The 21392-nt window shown below is 68.0% G+C and carries 18 protein-coding genes; 6 read left to right on the top strand and 12 right to left on the bottom strand.

Features of this window, described 5'->3' with window-relative positions:
- The 8 genes from AOZ53_RS06570 to AOZ53_RS06605 all read right to left on the bottom strand — a co-directional run bounded on the left by AOZ53_RS06570 (window position 1) and on the right by AOZ53_RS06605 (window position 10432).
- Window positions 1-1914, bottom strand: a complete 1914-nt coding sequence (locus AOZ53_RS06570; RefSeq protein WP_054487320.1) for a type IV pilus assembly protein FimV — start codon at window positions 1912-1914, stop codon at window positions 1-3.
- A 251-nt stretch (window positions 1915-2165) separates the two neighbouring features.
- Complete coding sequence (gene asd, locus AOZ53_RS06575; RefSeq protein ID WP_049075090.1) at window positions 2166-3296, bottom strand: aspartate-semialdehyde dehydrogenase; 1131 nt, start codon at window positions 3294-3296, stop codon at window positions 2166-2168.
- 231 nt (window positions 3297-3527) lie between these two features.
- Entirely contained in the window at window positions 3528-4604 is a 1077-nt protein-coding gene (gene leuB, locus AOZ53_RS06580) for a 3-isopropylmalate dehydrogenase (RefSeq protein ID WP_054487322.1), read from the bottom strand.
- A 37-nt stretch (window positions 4605-4641) separates the two neighbouring features.
- Window positions 4642-5292: a 3-isopropylmalate dehydratase small subunit gene (gene leuD, locus AOZ53_RS06585; RefSeq protein WP_006394018.1), complete on the bottom strand. Its 651-nt coding sequence runs from the start codon at window positions 5290-5292 to the stop codon at window positions 4642-4644.
- A 22-nt stretch (window positions 5293-5314) separates the two neighbouring features.
- Window positions 5315-6718, bottom strand: a complete 1404-nt coding sequence (leuC, locus tag AOZ53_RS06590) for a 3-isopropylmalate dehydratase large subunit (RefSeq protein WP_054487323.1) — start codon at window positions 6716-6718, stop codon at window positions 5315-5317.
- 260 nt (window positions 6719-6978) lie between these two features.
- Window positions 6979-7818 (bottom strand): M48 family metallopeptidase, encoded by an 840-nt coding sequence (locus tag AOZ53_RS06595; RefSeq protein WP_054432452.1) that lies wholly within the window; start codon window positions 7816-7818, stop codon window positions 6979-6981.
- A 42-nt stretch (window positions 7819-7860) separates the two neighbouring features.
- The gene (gene aroC, locus AOZ53_RS06600; protein WP_054432453.1) at window positions 7861-8928 is read right to left on the bottom strand and encodes a chorismate synthase; all 1068 of its coding nucleotides are present in this window, start codon (window positions 8926-8928) and stop codon (window positions 7861-7863) included.
- Window positions 8929-8965: 37 nt separating this feature from the next.
- Window positions 8966-10432, bottom strand: coding sequence for a putative bifunctional diguanylate cyclase/phosphodiesterase (locus AOZ53_RS06605; protein WP_054432454.1), 1467 nt, complete (start codon window positions 10430-10432; stop codon window positions 8966-8968).
- Between the two features lie 533 nt (window positions 10433-10965).
- Here AOZ53_RS06605 and AOZ53_RS06610 point away from each other — a divergent pair.
- Together AOZ53_RS06610 and AOZ53_RS06615 are read left to right on the top strand one after the other, a co-directional pair.
- On the top strand, window positions 10966-12939 hold the full coding sequence (locus AOZ53_RS06610; protein ID WP_231690579.1) for a bifunctional diguanylate cyclase/phosphodiesterase: 1974 nt from the start codon (window positions 10966-10968) through the stop codon (window positions 12937-12939).
- 8 nt (window positions 12940-12947) lie between these two features.
- Entirely contained in the window at window positions 12948-14486 is a 1539-nt protein-coding gene (locus tag AOZ53_RS06615) for a sensor histidine kinase (RefSeq protein ID WP_054432456.1), read from the top strand.
- Here AOZ53_RS06615 and AOZ53_RS06620 read toward each other — a convergent pair.
- Window positions 14468-15124 (bottom strand): response regulator transcription factor, encoded by a 657-nt coding sequence (locus tag AOZ53_RS06620; RefSeq protein ID WP_225856727.1) that lies wholly within the window; start codon window positions 15122-15124, stop codon window positions 14468-14470. The two genes, AOZ53_RS06615 and AOZ53_RS06620, sit on opposite strands and share 19 nt — an antisense overlap.
- On the opposite strand from AOZ53_RS06620, the gene AOZ53_RS34935 reads away from it, so the two are divergent.
- A complete protein-coding gene (locus AOZ53_RS34935) occupies window positions 15038-15472 on the top strand; it encodes a hypothetical protein (RefSeq protein ID WP_231689970.1) in 435 nt (144 codons plus the stop codon). The two genes, AOZ53_RS06620 and AOZ53_RS34935, sit on opposite strands and share 87 nt — an antisense overlap.
- On the opposite strand, the gene AOZ53_RS06625 is transcribed toward AOZ53_RS34935, so the two are convergent.
- Both AOZ53_RS06625 and AOZ53_RS06630 read right to left on the bottom strand, forming a co-directional pair.
- A complete protein-coding gene (locus AOZ53_RS06625) occupies window positions 15406-16893 on the bottom strand; it encodes a protein adenylyltransferase SelO (protein ID WP_054487325.1) in 1488 nt (495 codons plus the stop codon). The two genes, AOZ53_RS34935 and AOZ53_RS06625, sit on opposite strands and share 67 nt — an antisense overlap.
- Window positions 16890-17261, bottom strand: a complete 372-nt coding sequence (locus tag AOZ53_RS06630; RefSeq protein WP_054432458.1) for a DUF2069 domain-containing protein — start codon at window positions 17259-17261, stop codon at window positions 16890-16892. The genes AOZ53_RS06625 and AOZ53_RS06630 overlap by 4 nt, the downstream gene beginning before the upstream one ends.
- Window positions 17262-17278: 17 nt before the next feature.
- On the opposite strand from AOZ53_RS06630, the gene AOZ53_RS06635 reads away from it, so the two are divergent.
- Both AOZ53_RS06635 and AOZ53_RS06640 read left to right on the top strand, forming a co-directional pair.
- The gene (locus AOZ53_RS06635) at window positions 17279-18592 is read left to right on the top strand and encodes a YihY family inner membrane protein (RefSeq protein WP_054487327.1); all 1314 of its coding nucleotides are present in this window, start codon (window positions 17279-17281) and stop codon (window positions 18590-18592) included.
- Window positions 18593-18623: 31 nt separating this feature from the next.
- Window positions 18624-19082, top strand: coding sequence for a CBS domain-containing protein (locus AOZ53_RS06640; RefSeq protein WP_006387928.1), 459 nt, complete (start codon window positions 18624-18626; stop codon window positions 19080-19082).
- A 118-nt stretch (window positions 19083-19200) separates the two neighbouring features.
- Here AOZ53_RS06640 and dusA read toward each other — a convergent pair whose 3' ends face one another.
- Window positions 19201-20217: a tRNA dihydrouridine(20/20a) synthase DusA gene (dusA, locus tag AOZ53_RS06645; protein ID WP_082380353.1), complete on the bottom strand. Its 1017-nt coding sequence runs from the start codon at window positions 20215-20217 to the stop codon at window positions 19201-19203.
- 185 nt (window positions 20218-20402) lie between these two features.
- Between dusA and AOZ53_RS06650 the strand changes: the two genes are divergently transcribed.
- Complete coding sequence (locus tag AOZ53_RS06650) at window positions 20403-21371, top strand: homoserine kinase (RefSeq protein ID WP_054474796.1); 969 nt, start codon at window positions 20403-20405, stop codon at window positions 21369-21371.
- Window positions 21372-21392: the final 21 nt, after the last annotated feature.

Below are 21392 nucleotides of genomic sequence, written 5' to 3' on the forward strand. Positions count from 1 at the left end.
TCAAACCCGAGGACCGCCGACCGGGCGCGGTTCGTCCGTGGGCGGTTCATCCAGGTCGAGGCTGATGGAATCGAGCTTGCGATTCAGCGCCGCCGTGTCCAGCGCCGGCTCGTTGTAGGCATAGGTTTCCTCATCGTCGTCGCCGCGCCGCGCGCCCGCGCGCCGCAGCACCCAGGCGATGGCGAAGGCGATCAGCGCCAGGACGGCGGTGACGATGACGAGTAGATTGTCGGCCAGCCAGGCCGGCATGGAAGAAGTCAAATCCTTATCCTTGGTGTTGCTCGCCGCCGCATCCGCGGCGGCCTTGTCTTGTTGCGTGGCGGCCGTCGAGGCGCCGGCGGCGCCGTTGGCGCCCGGAGCGCCCGAGGCGCCGGGCATGCCCGCCGCTCCCGGGGCGCCTGCCGCCCCCGTGGCACCGGTTGCGCCCGTGGCCCCTGTGGTTCCTGTGGCGCCAGCTGCCCCGGCGGCGCCGGTCGCACCCGCTGCACCCGTAGCGCCCGCAGCGCCTGTTGCGCCTGTTGCGCCTGTTGCGCCCGTTGCGCCTGCCGCACCCGAAGCACCTGCTACCCCGCTTGCGCCTGCCGCGCCCGAAGCACCTGCTGCCCCGCCTGCGCCTGCCGCTCCCGGGACGCCTGCCGCACCGCTTGCACCTGCTGCCCCCGGCGCACCGGCGGTACCCGCTGCGCCCGGCGTGCCGGTCGCGCCCGCAGCACCCGCTGCGCCTGTTGCACCCGGCGAACCCGCAGCGCCAGCCGCTCCGGCGCCACCCGTGGCCCCGGAAGCGCCGGTGGCCCCGGAAGCGCCGGTCGCCCCGGCGGCGCCCGATGCACCCGCAGCGCCAGAGGCCCCAGCTGCACCGGCGCCCGACCCGGACGCGCCCTGCCCGCCCACGGCCTTGTTCAATTCATCGACGTTGCTCTGCAACTGGTTCACGCGCCCTTCGGCATCCGCCATGGCGCGCTCGTTGGAGGTGCGTTGATCCGCCTGCGCGTCGGCCCGCGCCGCCGCGCCATCCTGGGCCTGGCCCGAGGACAGGCGCACCCGGTCCTGCGGCTGCGAGGCGCTGGCCACGCCGGCGTCGCCGGGCTTGGTCACCGTGCCGGACGCCGCGTCCTGACCCTTGACCACCGACGGATTGGCGCCGGCCGCCGCGCCGATGCGCGCGCGGTAGCGGGCGAACGCCTCGGCATGTTCGTTGAAGATGCGGCGCGCCTCGGCCGGATCCACCGCGCGCACCGTGGCCGCGTCGGGAATCACCAGCTTCTGCCCCGAGCGCACCAGATTCATGTTGTTCTGGATGAAGGCCTCGGGGTTGGCGCGCCACAACGCCACCAGCATCTGGTAGATCGAGGCGTTCGGCACGGCATTGCGCTGGGCGATGGCGAACAGCGTGTCGCCCGACTTGACGTTCACCGACCCGGCGACGCCTGCCGCGCGGCCGGGCGTGCCCACCGCGGCCGGCGTGACGTCGGCGCCCGCGCCGCGCAGCGGCACCAGGATGCTGACCTGCACCTGGCGCTGGCCCGAACTGGAACTGATATCGAGCAGCAAATCGACCGCGCCGCTGACCGGCGCCTGCGTCGACCGCACCCGCAGGTTCTTGCGGGTCGGATCCATGCCGTCCTCGACCCGCACCACCAGGCTGGCCAGCGGCGCCGGCGGTTTCAAGCCGGCGCGCTGCCAGGCGGCCTCGTCGGCCACCGACACGCGCAGCGACGACACTTCGTCGGGCGTGAGTTCCTGCAGCCCGACCAACGCCTGCAACGGCGTGCCCGGCGCCGACACCACGCGCGAATGCCCCACCCGCATCGCCAACGCCGGACTGCAAGCGCCCGCGCCGATCGCCAGCGCGATCGCCCATTGGAGGGCCTTCAAACGGCGGGCATGCTTCACTTGGCGCGAACGCTGGGTCATAAGCTGGAATTCCGTTCTTATCGTCGATTTTCGGGCGGGGGCCTGTTCGTGGCGATCGCGTGAGAACAAGCCTCAATTCACCGGAAAAGTGTAATGGATCGAGCGCGTTTCACAAACCTGAAAGGCGCATCGGCGTTGGCTGGCGGGCACATTGACGCCCAGTCCGACACGCTGCAAACGACAAAGGCACCCGCGGGTGCCTTTGTCGAACCTGCCTTCGCGACCGGGCGGCCTGCGCCGCCCGCCGGGCCTCAGGCTTCGGCCAGCGCGATGCGCAGCATGCGGCGCAGCGGCTCGGCGGCGCCCCACAGCAGTTGGTCACCGACGGTGAAGGCGCTGAGGTATTGCGGACCCATCGACATCTTGCGCAGGCGGCCCACCGGAATGTCCAGCGTGCCCGTGACCGCGACCGGGGTCAGTTCACGGATGGTCTCTTCCTTGGTGTTGGGGATCACCTTGGCCCATTGCGTGCCCTGCGCGATCAGCGCTTCGATCTCGTCCAGCGGCAGGTCGCGCTTGAGCTTGATGGTCAGCGCCTGGCTGTGGCAGCGCATCGCGCCGATACGCACGCACAGGCCGTCGATCGGGGTGGCGGCGGTGCCGAAGGCGGCGCCACGGCCGAGGATCTTGTTGGTCTCGACCTCGCCCTTCCACTCTTCCTTGGACATGCCGTTGCCCAGGTCCTTGTCGATCCAGGGGATCAGGCTGCCGCCCAGCGGCACGCCGAAGTGCTCGTGGGGCAGCGCCGCGTCCTTCTGCTTGGCCAGGATGCCGCGGTCGATTTCCAGGATGGCCGAGGCCGGATCGTCCAGCAGCGGCTTGACGGCGTGGTTCAGCTCGCCGAACTGGGTCAGCAGTTCGCGCATGTGCTGCGCGCCGCCGCCGGAAGCGGCCTGGTAGGTCATGGTGGTCATCCACTCGACCAGGTCGTTGTTGAACAGGCCGGCCAGGCCCATCAGCATGCAGCTGACCGTGCAATTGCCGCCGATGAAGTTGCGCACGCCGCGCTTGAGCGCCGCGTCGATCACGGGACGGTTGACCGGGTCCAGCACGATGATGGCGTCATCGGCCATGCGCAGCGTGCTGGCGGCGTCGATCCAGATGCCGTTCCAGCCCGCGCCGCGCAGCTTCGGGTAGACCTCGGAGGTGTAGTCGCCCCCTTGCGCCGTCACGATGATCGGCAGTTTTTTCAGAGCGTCAATGTTGTAGGCGTCTTGCAGCGGGCCCGCGCCAGTCGCCCAAGTGGGGGCGGCGCCGCCAGCGTTGCTGGTGGAGAAAAACACCGGTTCGATCAGTGCGAAGTCGTTCTCGTCGCGCATGCGTTGCATGAGCACCGAGCCGACCATACCGCGCCAGCCGACAAGGCCTACTGCTTGATTCATTTCAATCGCTCTTTAAAGGTGGGGACAAGGTGTGGTGAAAAAACGTGCAAGAACCCAACAATTTATCAGAATGCACGCATAGATGTTGCGGCGCACCTTGAAAAAACGGGGCCACAATCAAAGCCGCCCCGCTTTCGCGGCGCCGCGGCAACATCGGCATGAAAAAGGGCCGCCCTGCGGGCGGCCCCCTGGAATCGGGACCGCGCCGCAAGGGCACGTCCCTTGCAGGCATCAGGCCAGGGCTTTGAGGACGGCGTCGCCCATGCCCGAAGTGCTGACCTTGGTGGTGCGGGGTTCGAAGATGTCGGCGGTGCGCAGGCCATCGGCCAGCACGCGGCGCACGGCGGCTTCGATGCGGTCGGCCTGCGGCGCCAAATTCAGCGAGTAGCGCAGCAGCATGGCGGCCGACAGGATGGTCGCCAGCGGATTGGCGATGCCCTGGCCGGCGATGTCGGGCGCCGAACCGTGGCTGGGCTCGTACAGGCCCTGGCCGCCGGCGTTCAGCGAGGCCGACGGCAGCATGCCGATGGAACCCGTCAGCATGGCGGCTTCGTCCGACAGGATGTCGCCGAACAGGTTGCCGGTGACGATCACGTCGAACTGGCGCGGGTTGCGCACCAGCTGCATGGCGGCGTTGTCGACGTACATGTGCGACAGCTCGACGTCCGGGTACTCGCGCGCCACTTCGATGACGATGTCGCGCCAGAACTGCGAGGTCTCGAGCACGTTGGCCTTGTCGACGCTGCACAGCTTCTTGTTGCGCTTCTTGGCGGATTCGAAGCCGATGCGGGCGATGCGGCGCACTTCCGATTCGGCATAGCGCATCGTGTCGTAGCCTTCGCGTTCGCCGCTGAAGGCGCCGTCCGGCGACGAGCGCACGCCGCGCGGCGTGCCGAAATAGATGTCGCCGGTCAGCTCGCGGATGATCAGGATGTCCAGGCCGGACACGATCTCGGGCTTGAGCGACGAGGCGCTGGCCAGCTCGGGATACAGGATGGCGGGACGCAGGTTGGCGAACAGGCCGAGCGCCTTGCGCAGGCCCAGGATGGCCTGCTCGGGGCGGAATTCGCGCGGCAGGCTGTCGTACTTCCAGTCGCCGACGGCGCCGAACAGCACGGCGTGCGATTCCTTGGCCAGCTTCAGGGTGGCCGGCGGCAGCGGATGCTCGAACGCGTCGAACGCGGCGCCGCCAACGGCGGCCTGCTTGATGTCGAACGGCACGTCCAGCGCCTTCAGGACGCGCACGGCCTGTTCGATGATTTCGGGGCCGATGCCGTCACCCGGCAAGACTGCGATGTTGTGAGTCATGGAAAAAACGGTCCTGTGGTCGATAGGAAAGGTCGGGTCAGGCGATCGGCCGGCTTTCCAGCCAGGGATGGCGGGCCAGGCGCTCGGCTTCAAAGGCGCGGATCTTGTCGGCGTGGCGCAGCGTCAGGCCGATGTCGTCGAAGCCGTTGAGCAGGCAGTACTTGCGGAACGGCTCGATGTCGAACTTCATGGCGCGGCCGTCGGCCGCCACCACCACCTGGCGGTCCAGGTCGATGTTGAGCTTGTAGGCCGGGAACGCCTTCACTTCGTCGAACAGGCGCGCCACTTCGAGCTCGGACAGCACGATCGGCAGCAGACCGTTCTTGAAACTGTTGTTGAAGAAGATGTCGGCGTAGGACGGCGCGATGATGGCGCGAAAGCCGAACTGCGTCAGCGCCCAGGGCGCGTGCTCGCGGCTCGAACCGCAGCCGAAGTTCTTGCGCGCCAGCAGCACCGAGGCGCCCTGGTAACGCGGCTGGTTCAGCACGAAATCGGGGTTGAGCGGACGCTTGCTGTTGTCCATGCCCGGTTCGCCGTGATCCAGGTAGCGCAGCTCGTCGAACAGGTTCGGGCCGAAGCCGGTGCGCTTGATGGACTTGAGGAACTGCTTGGGGATGATGAGGTCCGTGTCGACGTTTTCGCGGTCGAGCGGAGCCACCAGGCCTTCGTGAGTGGTGAATGCTTGCATGATGTCGGTACTCGGTGGGCGCTTAACGGAACGTGCGGACGTCGACGAAATGGCCGGCCACGGCGGCGGCGGCGGCCATCGCCGGGCTCACCAGGTGGGTGCGGCCACCCTGGCCCTGGCGGCCTTCGAAGTTGCGGTTCGAGGTCGAGGCGCAACGCTCGCCCGGCTCGAGCCGGTCGGCGTTCATGGCCAGGCACATCGAGCAGCCCGGCTCGCGCCATTCGAAACCGGCCTCGATGAAGATCTTGTCCAGGCCTTCGCGCTCGGCCTGCTGCTTGACCAGGCCGGAGCCCGGCACCACCATGGCCTGGCGCACGTTGGAGGCCACGTGCTTGCCGCGCGCCACGACGGCGGCGGCGCGCAGGTCCTCGATGCGCGAGTTGGTGCAGGAGCCGATGAAGACGCGGTCCACGCGGATGTCGGTCAGCGGGGTGTTGGGCTTGAGGCCCATGTATTCCAGCGCGCGTTCCATGCCGCTGCGGCGCACGTCGTCTTTTTCGCGGTCGGGGTCCGGCACGCGCGAGTCGACCGGCAGCACCATTTCGGGCGAGGTGCCCCAGGTGACCTGCGGCTTGATGTCGCGGGCATTGACTTCGACCACGGTGTCGAACTTGGCGCCTTCGTCGGTGCGCAGCGTGCGCCAGTAGGCCACGGCGTGGTCCCACAGCACGCCGGACGGCGCGAACGGACGGCCGCGGAAGTATTCGATGGTCTTGTCGTCAACCGCGACCATGCCGGAGCGGGCGCCGGCTTCGATGGCCATGTTGCAGACCGTCATGCGGCCTTCCACGGACAGCGCGCGGATGGTGCTGCCGGCGAATTCGATGGCGTGGCCGGTGCCGCCGGCGGTGCCGATGATGCCGATGATGTGCAGGACGACGTCCTTGGCCGTACAGCCGAACGGCAGTTCGCCTTTGACCTTGATCAGCATGCTCTTGGCTTTCTTCATGAGCAGCGTCTGCGTGGCCAGCACGTGTTCGACTTCCGAGGTGCCGATGCCGAATGCCAGCGCGCCCAGCGCGCCGTGCGTGCTGGTGTGCGAGTCGCCACAGACCACGGTCATGCCCGGCAGGGTCGCGCCCTGTTCCGGTCCGATCACGTGGACGATGCCCTGGCGCAGGTCGTTCATGCGGAATTCGGTGATGCCGTACTTGTCGCAGTTGGCGTCGAGCGTGTCGACCTGCAGGCGCGAGATCGGATCATCGATGCCCTGGGCGCGATTCATCGTCGGCACGTTGTGGTCGGCAACCGCCAGGTTGGCGCCGTTGCGCCACGGCTTGCGCTGGGCGATGGCCAGGCCTTCGAACGCCTGCGGGCTGGTCACTTCGTGCAGCAGGTGGCGGTCGATATAGAGCAGACAGGTGCCGTCTGATTCCTGGTGGACGATGTGGGCGTCCCAGAGTTTGTCGTAAAGGGTTTGGGCCATGGATGCGCTCTGCAAATAGACAATCCGGCTCGTGCCTCGCGTGGGGCGAATCCATCGCTTCCACGCCGGCCGCTGCGGCATGTGAAGGATTATGCCCAGCCTCTGAACCTAGTACAACTACACCCAATATACTAGTACTACCACTACCATGGTGAATGGCTGGAATGGCCGCAAACGGCCGCGGCATCGAGGCAGGAAGACAGTCTCAAAAAGGAAGCTGCGCCACGGACGGCGTGCGGCTGGACCCGGGGCGGCCCCGCCTAGCGCGCCGCGCGGCCCTTGGATTGCTCGTACAGCGGCAGCACCTGTTGCGCCGCCGCCTGCAGGTCGGTGATGCGCGAGGCGGCCGACGGGTGGGTAGACAGGATCTCGGGCGGCGCGTTGCCGTTGTCGGCGGCCCCCATCTTCTGCCACAGCGTGACCGCGGCGCGCGGATCGAAGCCGGCGCGCGCGGCCAGTTCCACGCCCATGCGGTCGGCCTCGGTTTCGTGGGTGCGGCTGTTGGGCAGCGTGAACATCACGTCGCTGAGCTTGCCGCCCAGGTCCGACGCGGCGCTCGAACCGGTCGCGATCGACAGCACCTGCAGCCCCAGATTGGTGGCCATCTGCTGCGATACGCGTTCACGCGCGTGCTCGCGCAGCGCGTGGGAGATCTCGTGGCCCAGCACCGCCGCCAGCTCGTCATCCGTCGGCTTGATCTTGTTGACCAGGCCGGTGTAGACGGCGATCTTGCCGCCCGGCATGCACCAGGCGTTGACCTCGTCGCTGGTCAGGACGTGCACTTCCCACTTCCAGTTGGAGGCGTCGGGGCGGAACACGCCGGTCTGCGCGATCAGGCGCTGCGAGATCGCGCGCACCCGCGACACGAGCTGGGCGTCGCGGTCCAGCAGGTTCTTGGCCTGGGCCTGCTTGAGGATGTCGGCGTACTGCTGGTTCGCTTCCTGCTCCAGCGCCTGCGACGGCACCATGCTGGACATGTACTGCGTCCGGTTGACGCCGATGGCGCCCGACTGGGTGGTGTTCATCCCGGTGCAGCCCGCCAGGGCGGCCAGGGACAGGACGGCCACAACGCGGCGCAAGGGATAGCGATTACGGCTCATGCCAGCCTCCAACAGTCAGGAACAACGGGACGTGCGCGGGTCTCAGGCCGGATCGCCGCACTGGCCGCGGTGGCGCAGGGCGTGGTCGATCAGCACCAGGGCCAGCATGGCTTCGGCGATCGGCGTGGCGCGGATGCCGACGCAGGGATCGTGGCGGCCCAGCGTCTGCACCATCACCGGCTCGTTAGCGCGGTTCACGGAACGGCGCTCGACCCGGATGCTGGAGGTCGGCTTGATGGCCAGCGACACCGTCACCGGCTGGCCGGTCGAAATGCCGCCCAGCACGCCGCCGGCGTGATTGGTGAGGAAGCCGTCGGGGGTGAGTTCATCGCCATGTTCGGAGCCGCGCTGCGCGATGCAGTCGAAACCGGCGCCGATGGAAACGCCCTTGACCGCGTTCAGGCCCATCATCACGTGCGCGATGTCGGCGTCCAGGCGGTCATAGATGGGCTCGCCCCAGCCGGCCGGCAGGTTCTCGGCCACCACCTCGATGCGCGCGCCGACCGAATCGCCATCGCGGCGCAACTGGTCCATGTAGGCTTCCAGTTCGGGCACGACGTCGGCATTCGGCGCGTAGAACGGGTTGTTCGGCACCTCGTCCCACGAGACGAAGGGAATCGGGATCGGGCCCAGCTGGCTCATGTAGCCGCGCACCTTCACGCCGTACTGCTCGGCCAGCCATTTCTTGGCCACGGCGCCCGCGGCCACCGTTGGCGCGGTCAGGCGCGCCGACGACCGGCCGCCGCCGCGCGGGTCGCGCAGGCCGAACTTGCGCCAGTAGGCGTAGTCGGCGTGGCCCGGCCGGAAGGTGTCGGCGATGTTGGAGTAGTCCTTGCTGCGCGCATCGGTATTGCGGATCAGCAGCCCGATGGGGGTGCCCGTGGTCAGGCCCTCGTACACGCCGGACAGGATCTCGACCTGGTCGGCTTCCTGGCGCTGGGTGACGTGGCGCGAGGTGCCGGGACGGCGGCGGTCCAGCTCGTGCTGGATGTCGGCCGCTTCCAGCGGCAGCCCGGGCGGACAGCCATCGATGACGCAACCGATGGCCGGCCCGTGGGATTCGCCAAAATTCGTGACGGTGAACAGAGTACCAAGGGTATTGCCGGGCATAGGAAGTCAACAGGTGGGGGTTTGCGAGCAAACCCGATTATGACACCGCCGACGCCAAAGCCTGAATTTCCGCGGCGGGCGCGGGACGTCCCAGCAGGAAACCCTGCATCACGCGGCAGCCCAGCGACTTGAGGATCTCGCGCTGCCCTTCGGTCTCGACGCCTTCGGCCACCACCGGCAGGTGCATCGCCTGGCACAGCCCGAACAGCGCCGACACCACCTCGCGGCTGCCGGCGTCGGACTCGAGCGCGGAAATGAAGCTGCGGTCGATCTTGACCCAGTCGATGGGCAGGTGCCGCAGATGGTTCAGGCTGGAATAGCCGCAGCCGAAATCGTCCAGCGCCACGCCGATGCCCTTGGCCCTCAGGGTGTTCAGGATCTTCACGTGGCGCTCGTAGTGCAGGATGAAGATCGATTCGGTGATCTCCAGCACCAGCTTGCGCGGCGCCAGCTTGGTCGAGGCAAGCACGTCGGAGACCAGTTGCACCAGGCCGTCCTCGTTCATCTGCTTGACCGACAGGTTCACGTGCACGCGCCACGCCGCCGGCCACAAGGCCGCCTGCGAGCAGGCGCGCTCCAGGATCCAGGCGCCCAGCGGCACGATCAGGCCGCTGCGTTCGGCCAGCTCGATGGTCACGGCCGGCGACACGCTGCCCAGTTCGGGATGGTGCCAGCGCAACAGCGCCTCGCAGCCCTGCACCACGCCCGTGCCGCTGTCGCAGACCGGCTGGTAGTACAACTCGAACTGGTCCATCGACGCGGTCGTCAGGGCCAGCCGCAGGTCGTTTTCCAGGCCCTGCTGGTCGCGCTGGCGCGCCAGCATGCGGAAGTCGAACATGTTCCAGCCGGGGCCGCCGCGCTCCTTGAGCGGCACCATGGCCACCTGCACGCAACGCTGCAGTTCCTCGACGCTGCGACCGTGGTCCGGATACAACGCCGCGCCCACGCGGAACACCGCGATCAGGGGCCGGCCGCCCAGTTCGTAGGGCACGGACAGGTCTTCGAGCAGCTTGGCCGAGACCTGGGCGGCGCCCTCCTCGTCCACGTCCGGAATGCACACGGTGAAGGTGTCGGTGCCGGTGCGGGCGACCATGCCGCCCAGCGCGCGGGTCAGCAGGCTGAGGCGGTCGGCCACCATCACCAGCAAGGTCTGGTCTTCGCCGGCCCGCAGCATCGCGCTGATCTCGGCGTACTGGTCAAAACTGACCAGGAAAAACGCGCCAATGCCGCGCGTGCCCGAGCGGGCGCGCGCAATGCCCAGGGATTCCTGGTTATCCTGCACCGGTCCGCCAGGACCGAACGCGCCCCTGCCGGACTGTCGTTCAGCCTGGTTCAACCACGCGCGCGCGCGGCGATGCAGCTCCCGCTGGCTCAGGACGCCGGTCAATTCATCACGCGTCAATCGCCCGCGCAGGACGCGTTCCCGGCGGACGAAAAACAAACTTATCGCTGCAAGTGCGCCCACGAGCGTCAGGCACAGTGCGAGCAGGTAACTCTCACGCACGGAGCCCCCTATCTAGAAACCCTTGGCGTTGTGGTCCGGAAAGAAACCCAAGGGCTGTAACATTTTTTAAATTATGCATTATTTTCGCAAAAAAACGCCACACTTCAGGAGCAACGCGCTCCCTTTCCTTCGATTCCTGCCCTGATCTGGTTGCTCGTTGGGGGTCATGACGGTCCTTGGATAGCAGTCGCTGGCCGGTCCTTTGCGCCATGCCGTGCCCTTACTACGACAGCCGGAACCGGAAAATTAATACGGCCTGTCTCAATAGTTATCATCCGGGCAATTATCACGAACGAAATAATTGCACAGGTTGTCTGATATCGCAGGTGATTTCGTAATATTCTGTATGTTCTGTGACATGCGGAATTACAGCGTACGCGGCGACACTGAGGTATTAGTAACGTGTGTCACGTTTCTTATCCAGCATTTTTCCCGTCAGGGCACTTGCGCTGCCCGACGTCTCCCCTTTCACTGGCAGGCCGGCATTGCACGGCACCGGCAACGGTGCGGGCCACGAAGGGAACCTCTAATCCATGTCCACATTACGCCGGCTGATCCTCTGTACCGCTCTCCTGATTGCCTTCATCTTGCTTGGCGCACAGGCCTTGGGGATGCTGGCCGCCCACCGTTATCTGAACACCCAGCTGGCCCAGCAGGGCCAGGCTGGCGCCAGCGCGCTGGCCTGGGTCCTGTCGCACGACCCGGGCGGCGTGCAGGACAAGCGGCAGTTGGCCGACGATCTGTTCGGGGCCGGCATGTATGCATTGGTGCGCATCGCCGGTGAAAACGGGGACACGCAGGCCGAACGCCGCGAGCCCGCCCAAAACGGGCAGGCGGGCGCGCCGCGCGACTGGCGTGACGCCTGGCTCTCCATGGACGCGCCGGCCGCCACCCGCCCCTATCTGGGGCCGGATGGGCGGCGGCTGGGCACGGTCACCGTGCAGGCCGACGCCCGGCTGGCGCGCGACACCCTGTGGCAAGGCGGCGTCCGCGTCATCGGCCTGACCCTGGCCGCCGGCGTGTTCTGGACGCTGTTCGCCGCCAACCTGATGCGCTGGCTGGAGGCGCGAACCAGCCGCGACGGCCTGGGCCGCGACCGCGCGCGGGCAGAGGACGGCGCGAACGCCCGGCGCGCGCGTGAACCGGACGGCGTCGACGCGGCGCTGGCCGACGCCCAGCGCCAGGCCGCCGCCACGGTACAGCAGCAGAACGCGCGCATCGAATCGCTCGAAAGCGAAATCCAGCGCGACGCCGTCACCCGGCTGCCCAACCGCAAGTATTTCATCGACCATTTCCGCCAGGCGCTGACCGGCCGGGTGGCCGACACCGGCGGCCACATCCTGATGTTCCGGCAACGCGACCTGGCCCAGATCAACCGGCACCTGTCGCGCGCCTTCACCGACCAGTGGCTGCGCTCGTCCGCCGACCGGCTGCGCAAACTGGTGGACGCCAACGGCGGCGCCGACATGACGCTGGCGCGCATCGGCGGTTCCGACTTTGCCCTGCTGATGCCGCGCACCTCCGCCCCCCAGGCGGGCTTGCTGGCCGAGCGGATCCGGCATGAACTGCGCTCGCTGCGCGTGCCGATGGACAAGCACGGCTGGTGCCGCTGGGCGCTGGCGATGGCGGCCTTCACGCCGGGCGACAACGTCAGCGACACGCTGGCGCGGCTCGACCACGCCCTGATGTGCGCCGAAAGCGCCGACGACGACCAGATCGCGCCGGCCAGCCAGGCGCCCGACAGCACCCGCATCGGCGAATACAGCTGGCACGACGCGCTGTCCACGGCGCTGGAACAACACCGGTTCTCGCTGACGGTGCAGGCGCTGGCGGACGTGCGCGGGGCATTGCTGCATTACGAAGCCAGCCTGACGCTGCACGACAGCCGCGGCGCCGATCCGGTGCCGGCCGCGATCTTCATGCCGCCCGCGGTGCGCCTGGGCCTGTCCGCCGAATGCGACATCCAGGCCATCCGCCTGGGGCTGGACTGGCTGTACACCCACGACGCCGGGCTGACGGTCCACGTGTCGCGCGCTTCCCTGGCGCAGGGCGCGTTCCTGTCGCGGCTGGAACGCATGCTGGCCGACCGGCCGGCCCTGTCCCCGCGCCTGATCGTCGAGATGGACGCGGCCGCGCTGGTCGAGCTTGGCGACGAGATGCGCCAGCTGTGCCGCATCGTCACCGCCGCCGGCGGCCGTGTCGGCCTGTCGCGCCTGTCGCGGCAATTCGGCGCGATGGAACACCTGCACGAATATCCCCTGTCATACGTCAAGCTGTGTGGCGGTTTCATTACCGGCATCCTGCACAGCCCGGGCAGCCAGCACCTGGCCGCGACCGTCGTGGCGACCGCCGCCTCGCTCGGCATGTCGGTGTACGCTGAAGACGTCCCCGACGACGCCACCCGCGCCACCCTGGAGAAGATCGGGGTCCACGCGATTCGCGGCGCTGTCGTAAACTTCGCCCGCGCGCACGACCACGCGCCTGACCAACAATGGGTTCCTAGTTGACGGAAGGATTGTTTCTTCGCACCCTTTGGCGCTCGCGCCAACGCCGCGCCGACCGCGCGGCCGCCCCGCGCGCGGCGCGCCGCGCATGGCCCGGATCGCTGGCAGGCCTGCTGGCGTGGCCCGGCGCCGCACTGGCCGACGCGCCCGGTCACGCATCCGCCGATCTGCTGATCGGCCTCACGGCCGGCATCGCGCTGGCCTGCGCCGTGGCCTGCCTCATCGCCTGGTTCTACACCCGCGCCGCGATCTACGGCGCCGGCCTGGCCTTCGCGCTGGTCGAGGGCATCCTGCGCACCCAACCCACCCTGTTCCCCGCGGGCGCGCTGCAGGCGGGCTCGTACGCGGCGCTGCTGGCCCTTTCCGTGCCCCTCATCACGGCCGGCCAACCGGCCGCGGCGCGGCTGGCCACCGCCTGCCGCTGGGCCTGCATCGGGCTGACCGGCCTGGCCGCGCTGGCGCTGATCTTCGTCTATGACACCGATGGCGGCCTGATGCCCACGCTGATCGCCGGCGCCGGCGCGACCGCCAGCGCGGTGCTGGCGGCCTGGTTCCTGGCCGCCGCCGCCCGCCCCTCCCCGCGCCGCGCCGCGACGCTGGCGCTGGGCGCGGTGCATCTGTCATCGGTCTGGATCCTGGCCCACGACGCCTGGTCGGCCCCCGCCGAGGGCGGTCCGCTGGTGCCGCTGGCGCGGCTGCTGCTGGCGCTGGCCACCCTGCTGCTGGCGGGACTGGAACGGCGGGTTCAGACGGAGCCCGCGCGCCAGGAAGCGGATGACGCCCAGCAACTGGTCCAGGGCGAATTGCGGCTGGTGGAAATGACCGGCGCGCTGGACGCGCAACGCCAAATGAACGCGCTGATCTCACACGAACTGCGCGCCCCGCTCGCCACCATCAGCGCCGCGGCGCAATCGCTCGACATGATCCTGTCCGGCAGCGGCGAGGCCGTCGACAACCGGCTGGCGCGGATCCACCGGTCGGTGACCCGCATGACGGAACTGATGGAACAATTGCTCAACCAGGACCGGCTCGGCGAGCAGGCCTGGACCCCGCGCGGCGAACAGACCGACATGTCCGAGCTGGCCGGCGACGTCGTCGCGGCCATGCAACCCGATACCGCCCACGCGTTGCGGCTGCAGACCAGCGGCGCGGCGCTGCCGGTCTATTGCGACCGCGCGCTGACCAGCGTGGTGGTGCGCAACCTGATCCACAACGCCGTCAAATACTCGCCCGCCAGCGAGCCGATCCGGATCGAAACCGGCCAGGCCGAGGAACAGGGCGTGCCGATGGCGTGGGTGGCCGTGACCGATCGCGGCCCCGGCATTGGCGTGGAGGAACAGGCGCGCATCTTCGAGCCGCGCTTTCGCCGCGCGGCCCATCGTGAAACCCAGGGCATGGGCATCGGCCTGTATCTGGCGCGGCGCATCTGCCAGAGCCAGGGCGGCTCGCTGGCGATGCACAGCGAAGTGGGCGTGGGGACGCGTTTCGTCATCACCCTGCCCGCCCGGCCTCCCGGGCCGGACACGCAGGCTCAGGCCGCGAACACGTAACCCTGGCCGCGCACTGACAGCACCGGCAGTTTCAGGCCCGCGCTCTGCGCCTTGGCGCGCAGCCGGCTGACCAGCACGTCGATCCGGCGCAATTCGAACCCGCCCGGACTATCCGGCAGGAACAGCTCGGCCAGGGCCTGGCGGCTGACCGCCGAACCGGCCGCGTCCATCAACGCCATGAGGAAGGTCCGTTCCTGGGCGCTCAGGTGCAGCGACGCGCCATCCGGCGCCACCAGGATCCAGCCGCCATCCTGCAACGACCAGGAGGTGTCAGCCGCCGCCGCGCGGGTCTCGGCATCGGCCGGACGCGGCGACTTGGCCAGGCGCATGCGGCGCGCCAGGCTGCGGATGACGGAACTGAGTTCCAGCAGGTCGACGGGCTTGGTCATGTAGACATCGGCGCCGCCTTCCAGGCCGCGCACCCGGTCCTCGAGCGCGCTGCGGCCCGTCAGCATGACGATCCCCACCGGGCTCAGCGCGCGCAGGCGCGTCGCCACGGAAAAACCGTCCTCTCCAGGAAGATGGGCGTCGAGTATGACGATATCGCAGGGTTGTTCCTGCAAGCGGCGGTAGAACGCCGCGGCATTGTCACAGGCGAACGCCACACGGAAACCGTACCCGCCCAGGCCCAACGCCAACTCCTCCCGGAAGTCCGCATCATCCTCAAGCAGGCCGATACACAGCAAACCATCTGCGCCAGGCATATTCAGAGTGCTTTTATATTGAAAATTGTCGACAAATGCCCCAGTGACAGGCATGCCATCCTGAGTGTCCCGCAGGCGACAATCTTACGACTTTTACAATGGAAACGAATGATTGCAGAGAAAAAAACCGCGATTTTTCGTCTCAATGCGCCAATTTTCCGTATTTTCCGCACTCAAAATGCCGCTTTGCCATCAATACGCGCGCACAACGAACATCAGGACGAACAACTGACCTCGATGCCATTGGCCCAGTCCGGCGGCAGGCTGGCGTACTTTTCGTAGCCAGTCCGGGCCGTGAACGGCGCGCGCAGCAACGTCATCAGCGTCTCGATTTCGCTGGCGTCGCCGGCCTTGGCGGCGCGGATCGCCTCCTCGGCCAGGTGGTTGCGCAATACATATAGGGGATTGACCCGGTTCATGGCCTCGGCCACCTCGGCCGCCGGACGTCCGTCCTGCCCCTGGCGCGCCAGCAGGCGGTCGAGCCAGGCCGCGGCGGCCTCGCGGTCGATGAACAGGTCCTGGAACGACGCGCGGTTGCCCGACACCGCGTCCGCCAGCCGCCGCCAGGTCAGGGTGAAATCGGCCTGATTGGCGTCCATCAGCTTGAGCAGGTCATCCAGCAGCGGTTCATCCGCCGGGAGCCAGGCCGCCAGGCCCATCTTGGCGCCCATGCGGTCATGGAAGGCGCGCGTGAACACGCCCTCGAATTCGTCCAGCACCGCGCGCAGGGCATCGACATCCTGCACCAGCGTATGCAGGCTGCCGCCCAGGCGGTAGAGGTTCCACAGCGCCACGGAAGGCTGGCGGTTCCAGGAATAGCGGCCTTCGGAATCGGAATGGTTGCAGACATGGCCGAGCCGGAAACCGTCCATGAAACCATAGGGGCCGTAATCCAGGGTCAGACCCAGGATCGACATGTTGTCGGTGTTCATGACGCCATGGCAGAACCCCACCGCCTGCCAGTCCGCCATCAGCAATGCGGTGCGGCGGGTGACCTCGCGCAGCAGGCGCACGTAGGGCGCGGTGTCGCTCGGCGCTTCGCCGGCGGGCACGGCCCGGCATTCGGGGTAATAGCGGTCGATCACGTAGTCGGCCAGCGTCTTGAGCAGGTCCGGCTGGCGGCGCGAAGACCAGTGTTCGAACGAACCGAAGCGCACGAAGCTGGGCGACATGCGCGTCACGATGGCGGCCGTTTCCACGGTTTCGCGCCACACCGGATCGTCCGAGGCCACCAGCGCGAGCGCGCGGGTCGTCGGGATGCCCAGGCCGTGCATCGCTTCGCTGGCCAGGTATTCGCGCACCGACGAGCGCAGCACCGCGCGGCCGTCTCCCATGCGCGAATACGGCGTCTTGCCGGCGCCCTTGAGCTGCAATTCCCAGGCGCCCGCCGGCCCCTGGATTTCGCCCAGCAGATGGGCGCGGCCATCGCCCAGTTGTCCGGCCCACACGCCGAACTGGTGGCCGCTGTAGACCGCGGCCAGCGTATCGCCGCCGGGCAGCGGCTGCGCGCCGGAAAATACCCGCAGGAATTCCGGCGTCCGCAGCACGGCCGGGTCCAGCCCGATCAAGGCGGCGGCCTCGGCGTTGGCGTGCAACAGCCGCGGCTGGTTCAACGGTTGCGGCTCGAGCCGCGTGTAGAACGCGGCCGGCAGCGCCGCGAACGAATTGACGGCTTGCAGTTCGGACAGGGAATGGGCGCTCATGCGCGTTGGCTCCTGGCGGCCCGCTTGGCCGGCCGCACGTAGAAAATGGCGCTGACGAAGAACACCGTCGACAGCAGGATCTCGCCCCACGCCATCAGCACCGACAGCGGCGCCGGATCCGACATGGCGCGCACCACGCCCTCCATCAGGTAGAGCAGCGACAGCATCGAGGCCCACTGATACGTATAGAGGTTGCCGCGCACGATGCCGCGCAGCGGCAGCGCCAGCGGCAGCGCCTTGAGCAGCATCCAGGAGCCGCCCGGGCGCAGCGGCGCCACCAGCGTTTCCCAGGTGACGCACAGCACGATCAGGGCGAACAGCGACAGCGAGGCCGCCAGGCGCAAGCGGGGGTTGAGTTCAGGGTTCATGCTGCTATTATCGCCTGATGAACCGCCCCGCCGAGCCCGCCGCCGCCGCGACGGCGGCCCCCGAGCCCCCGCACCCGCGCGCATCGTGGGCGGTGCGGGTCGGGCGTGCCTTTGTCTTCACCGCGCAGCGCGCCGACGAAGAAAAGCTGCTGCAGGTCGCCTCCAGCCTCACCTTCACCACGGTGCTGGCGATCGTGCCGATGCTGGCCGTGGTGCTGTCGCTGTTCACCGCGTTTCCCGTGTTCCAGGAATTCCGGGTCGCGCTCGAGGACTTCCTCGCCAACAGCCTGATGCCGCCGTCCGTCTCGGACAACATCATGGAATACCTGAACCAGTTCGCCCGCCAGGCCTCGCGCCTGACCGCGATCGGCGGCGCGTTCCTGCTGGTGACCTCGCTGCTGCTGATCATGACGATCGACACGGCCTTCAATGACATCTGGCATGTCACGCGGCAGCGGCCGCTGCCGCAGCGGGCGCTGGTCTACTGGGCCGTCATCACGCTGGGGCCGGTGGTGGCGGGCGCCAGCCTCTGGGCCACCTCGTTCGTGGCGCGCGAATCGCTGGGACTGGTGCGCGACGTGCCCGAGATCGTCAGTGTCGCCATTTCGTTCATTCCGCTGGTGCTGACCGCCCTGGGCTTCGCCGCCCTGTTCGTGGTGGTCCCGAACCGCCAGGTGCTGTGGCGCGATGCCCTCATCGGCGGCTGCGTGACGGCGCTCGCGCTGGAGGTCATGAAGTCCGCCTTCGCCTACTACCTGACGCGGTTCCCCACCTATACCGTCATCTACGGCGCGTTCGCCACGCTGCCGATCTTCCTCTTGTGGATCTACCTGTCCTGGCTGGCGGTGCTGCTGGGCGCCACCCTGGCCGCCAGCGCCCCGCTGATCCGCCTGGGACGCTGGGAATTCAACCGCTACGCGGGCGCCCCCTTCGTCGACGCGGTGGAGGTCCTGCGCACGTTGCGCCGCGCCCAGTCCCGCACGCCCCCCGGCCTGCCGGCCAGCCAATTGGCCTCGAAGCTGAAACTGCACCAGGATGAATTGAACGACGTCCTGGAAACCCTGTGTGACATGAACCTCGTCACACGCACCCCGGACGACCTCTGGGTCCTGACCTGCGACGCCCGCGAGACCTCGCTGGAGCCGGTGGTCGACCGTTTCCTGCTGGATCGCGGCCAGCCGCGAGTGCGCGACGACGGCGAAATCCTGCGGGTCGCGGCGGCCGTGATTTCCCGGGAAAATACGCCCGTGCTGGAAGAACTCTGCGGAGAAGCGCAAAATACCGGAAATGGCGTCGCCCCGGTATTGCAGCTGGAAGCGAACAAGAAATAGCAATCAGGGCACCACCGCCCAGGAGAAACCGATGTTGAAGGTCAGCGAGATTCTGCGCGTCAAGGGAGACACGCTTTACACGGCATCGCCGGACATGCCCGTGTCCCAGGCCGTGCAAACCATGAGCGAGCAGGATATCGGCTCGCTCGTCATCATGGAATTCGGCACGCTGGTCGGCATGCTGACGTTCCGCGAGATCATCCGCCACATGCACGCGCATGGCGGCGCGGGCGAAACCACCATTCGTTCCATCATGGACGACGCGCCGGTCAGCGTGTCGCCCAACACCAGCGCCGACGAAGTGCAGCGCCTGATGCTCGAAAAGCACGCGCGCTACATCCCCGTCATGGACGGTCCGACGCTGATGGGCGTGATTTCGTTCTACGACATGGCCCAGGCCATCGTGGCGGCACAGCAGTTCGAAAACAACATGCTCAAGGCCTACATCCGCGACTGGCCCGCCGAAAGCGCGGAATCGACCCAGTCCTGAGCCACCGGCGGTTGCCGGGCGGCGGCGTCATCGCCGGGGCCCGGCGATCGACCAATGGACAACGCCCAGGCGGCCTCGCGGCCGTCTGGGCGTTGTTGCATTCAGGGACGATGCGCGTTCAGGCGCCCGCCGGCGCCGCCGCCAGCGCGGCGCCGCGCTCCGGCGGCGCATGCCGCTGGCTGCGCCAGGCGTCATAGATCAGGGCAGGATCGTTCGCGGCCAGCAGCGCCGGATCCGACAACATGCGGCGCCAGCGCCGCGCGCCCGATTGGCCATTCACCAGGCCCAGCATCGGCCGCGTCATGACCCGCAGCGGCACGCCCTGCGCCACCTGGCGCGCGGCGTATTCCATCATCGCGTCGACCACCTGGGCATCGCTGGGCAGGCGCACCGACGGCCACAGCTGCAGCGACACTTCGGACAGCACCCGGGGCGTATGCCAGGCCGCGCGGCCCAGCATCACGCCGTCGAAATCGGCGGCCGCGCGCACCGACTGCCCGGCATCGGCCAGCCCGCCGTTCAACACGAAGACGCAGTCCGGGAAATCCTGTTTGAGCTGGCGCACCACGTCGTAGCGCAGCGGCGGAATCTCGCGGTTGTCCTTGGGCGACAGGCCCTTGAGCACGGCATTGCGCGCATGGGCGATGAAAACCCGGCAGCCGGTGTCGTAGATCTTGCCGACGAAATCGCGCACGAAGGCGTAGGACTCGTCATAGTCCAGCCCCAGGCGGTGCTTGACCGTCACCGGGATGTCGACCGCGTCCTGCATCGCCTTGATGCAGTCGGCGACCAGGTCGGGCTCGGCCATCAGGCAGGCGCCGAACGCGCCCTTCTGCACCCGTTCCGACGGACAACCGCAGTTCAGGTTGATTTCGTCATAGCCCCACTGCCGCCCCAGCCTGGCCGACTGCGCCAGCGCATCCGGCTCGCTGCCGCCCAGCTGCAACGCGACCGGATGCTCGGCCTCGTCGAAGTCCAGGTGGCGCGCGACGTTGCCGTACAGCAAGGCGCCGGTGGTGATCATTTCGGTATACAGACGCGCGCGCGGCGCCAGCAGCCGGTGGAAATAGCGGCAATGCCGGTCGGTCACATCGATCATCGGGGCGACGCACAGCCGCCAGTCGGGGGAGTCCAAGAATCACTCGTCAAAACAAGGGGATGCGGTATTTTACGGTGCTTGGCGGGATTCTGCCCGGCAAGCTGGCCAACGACGGCGCCACCGCCCCGGGCCATGTGGTCTAAAATTGCGCCGCCGCCGCGCGCAAGCACGCGCCCGCGTCCGTGGCACACGTCCGTCAACTCCCCTCTTCTCGTAGATCAATGGCCGTATTCACCCCCGTATCCGATGACGATGCACGCGCCCTGCTGGCGCATTTCGACCTGGGCGAGTTCGTCTCGCTGCGCGGGATTACGGCCGGTATCGAGAACACCAACTACTTCCTGTACACCAGCCGCGGCGAGTACGTGCTGACGCTGTTCGAAGTGCTGACGCACGCCCAGCTGCCGTTCTACATCGAACTGATGTACCACCTGGCCAGCCGCGGCATCCCCGTGCCGCAACCGCAAACGCTGCGCGACGGCACCCGCCTGACCACGCTGCACGGCAAGCCCTGCGCCATCGTCTCGCGCCTGCCCGGCGGCTACGAACCCGCCCCGGGGGCCGCCCATTGCGCGCTGGCCGGCGCCACCCTGGCCCGCGCCCACCTGGCGGCGCGGGACTTCCCGATCCAGCAGCCCAACCTGCGCGGCCTGTCCTGGTGGACCGAGACCGCGCCCAAGGTCCTGCCCTTCCTCGAAGCCGGCCAGGCGCAGCTGCTGCAATCCGAACTGGCCGCACAGCAGGCCGCGGCCGCCAGCCCCGCCTGGCAAACGCTGCCCGCCGGTCCGGCCCACTGCGACCTGTTCCGCGACAACGTGCTGTTCGCCGGCACCTTCGAGGATCCGCTCATGGGCGGCATCATCGACTTCTACTTCGCCGGCTGCGACACCTGGCTGTTCGACGTCGCGGTCAGCGTCAACGACTGGTGCATCGAACGCGACACCGGTGAATTCGTCCCCGAACTGGTCGACTCCTGGCTCGACGCCTATGCCCGCGTGCGCCCGTTCACCGACGCCGAGCGCCAGGCCTGGCCGCTGATGCTGCGCGCCGCCGCCCTGCGCTTCTGGCTGTCGCGCCTGTACGACTTTTTCCTGCCGCGCCCGGCCCAGACGCTCAAGCCGCACGACCCCCGCCATTTCGAAAGAGTGTTGCAAGCGCGCCACCGCCCGGGCCTGCCGGTATTGCCGTAATCGTTACGCCCCCCATAATTG

This window comes from Achromobacter sp. 2789STDY5608621 (assembly GCF_001299375.1).
Lineage (GTDB): Bacteria > Pseudomonadota > Gammaproteobacteria > Burkholderiales > Burkholderiaceae_B > Achromobacter > Achromobacter insuavis.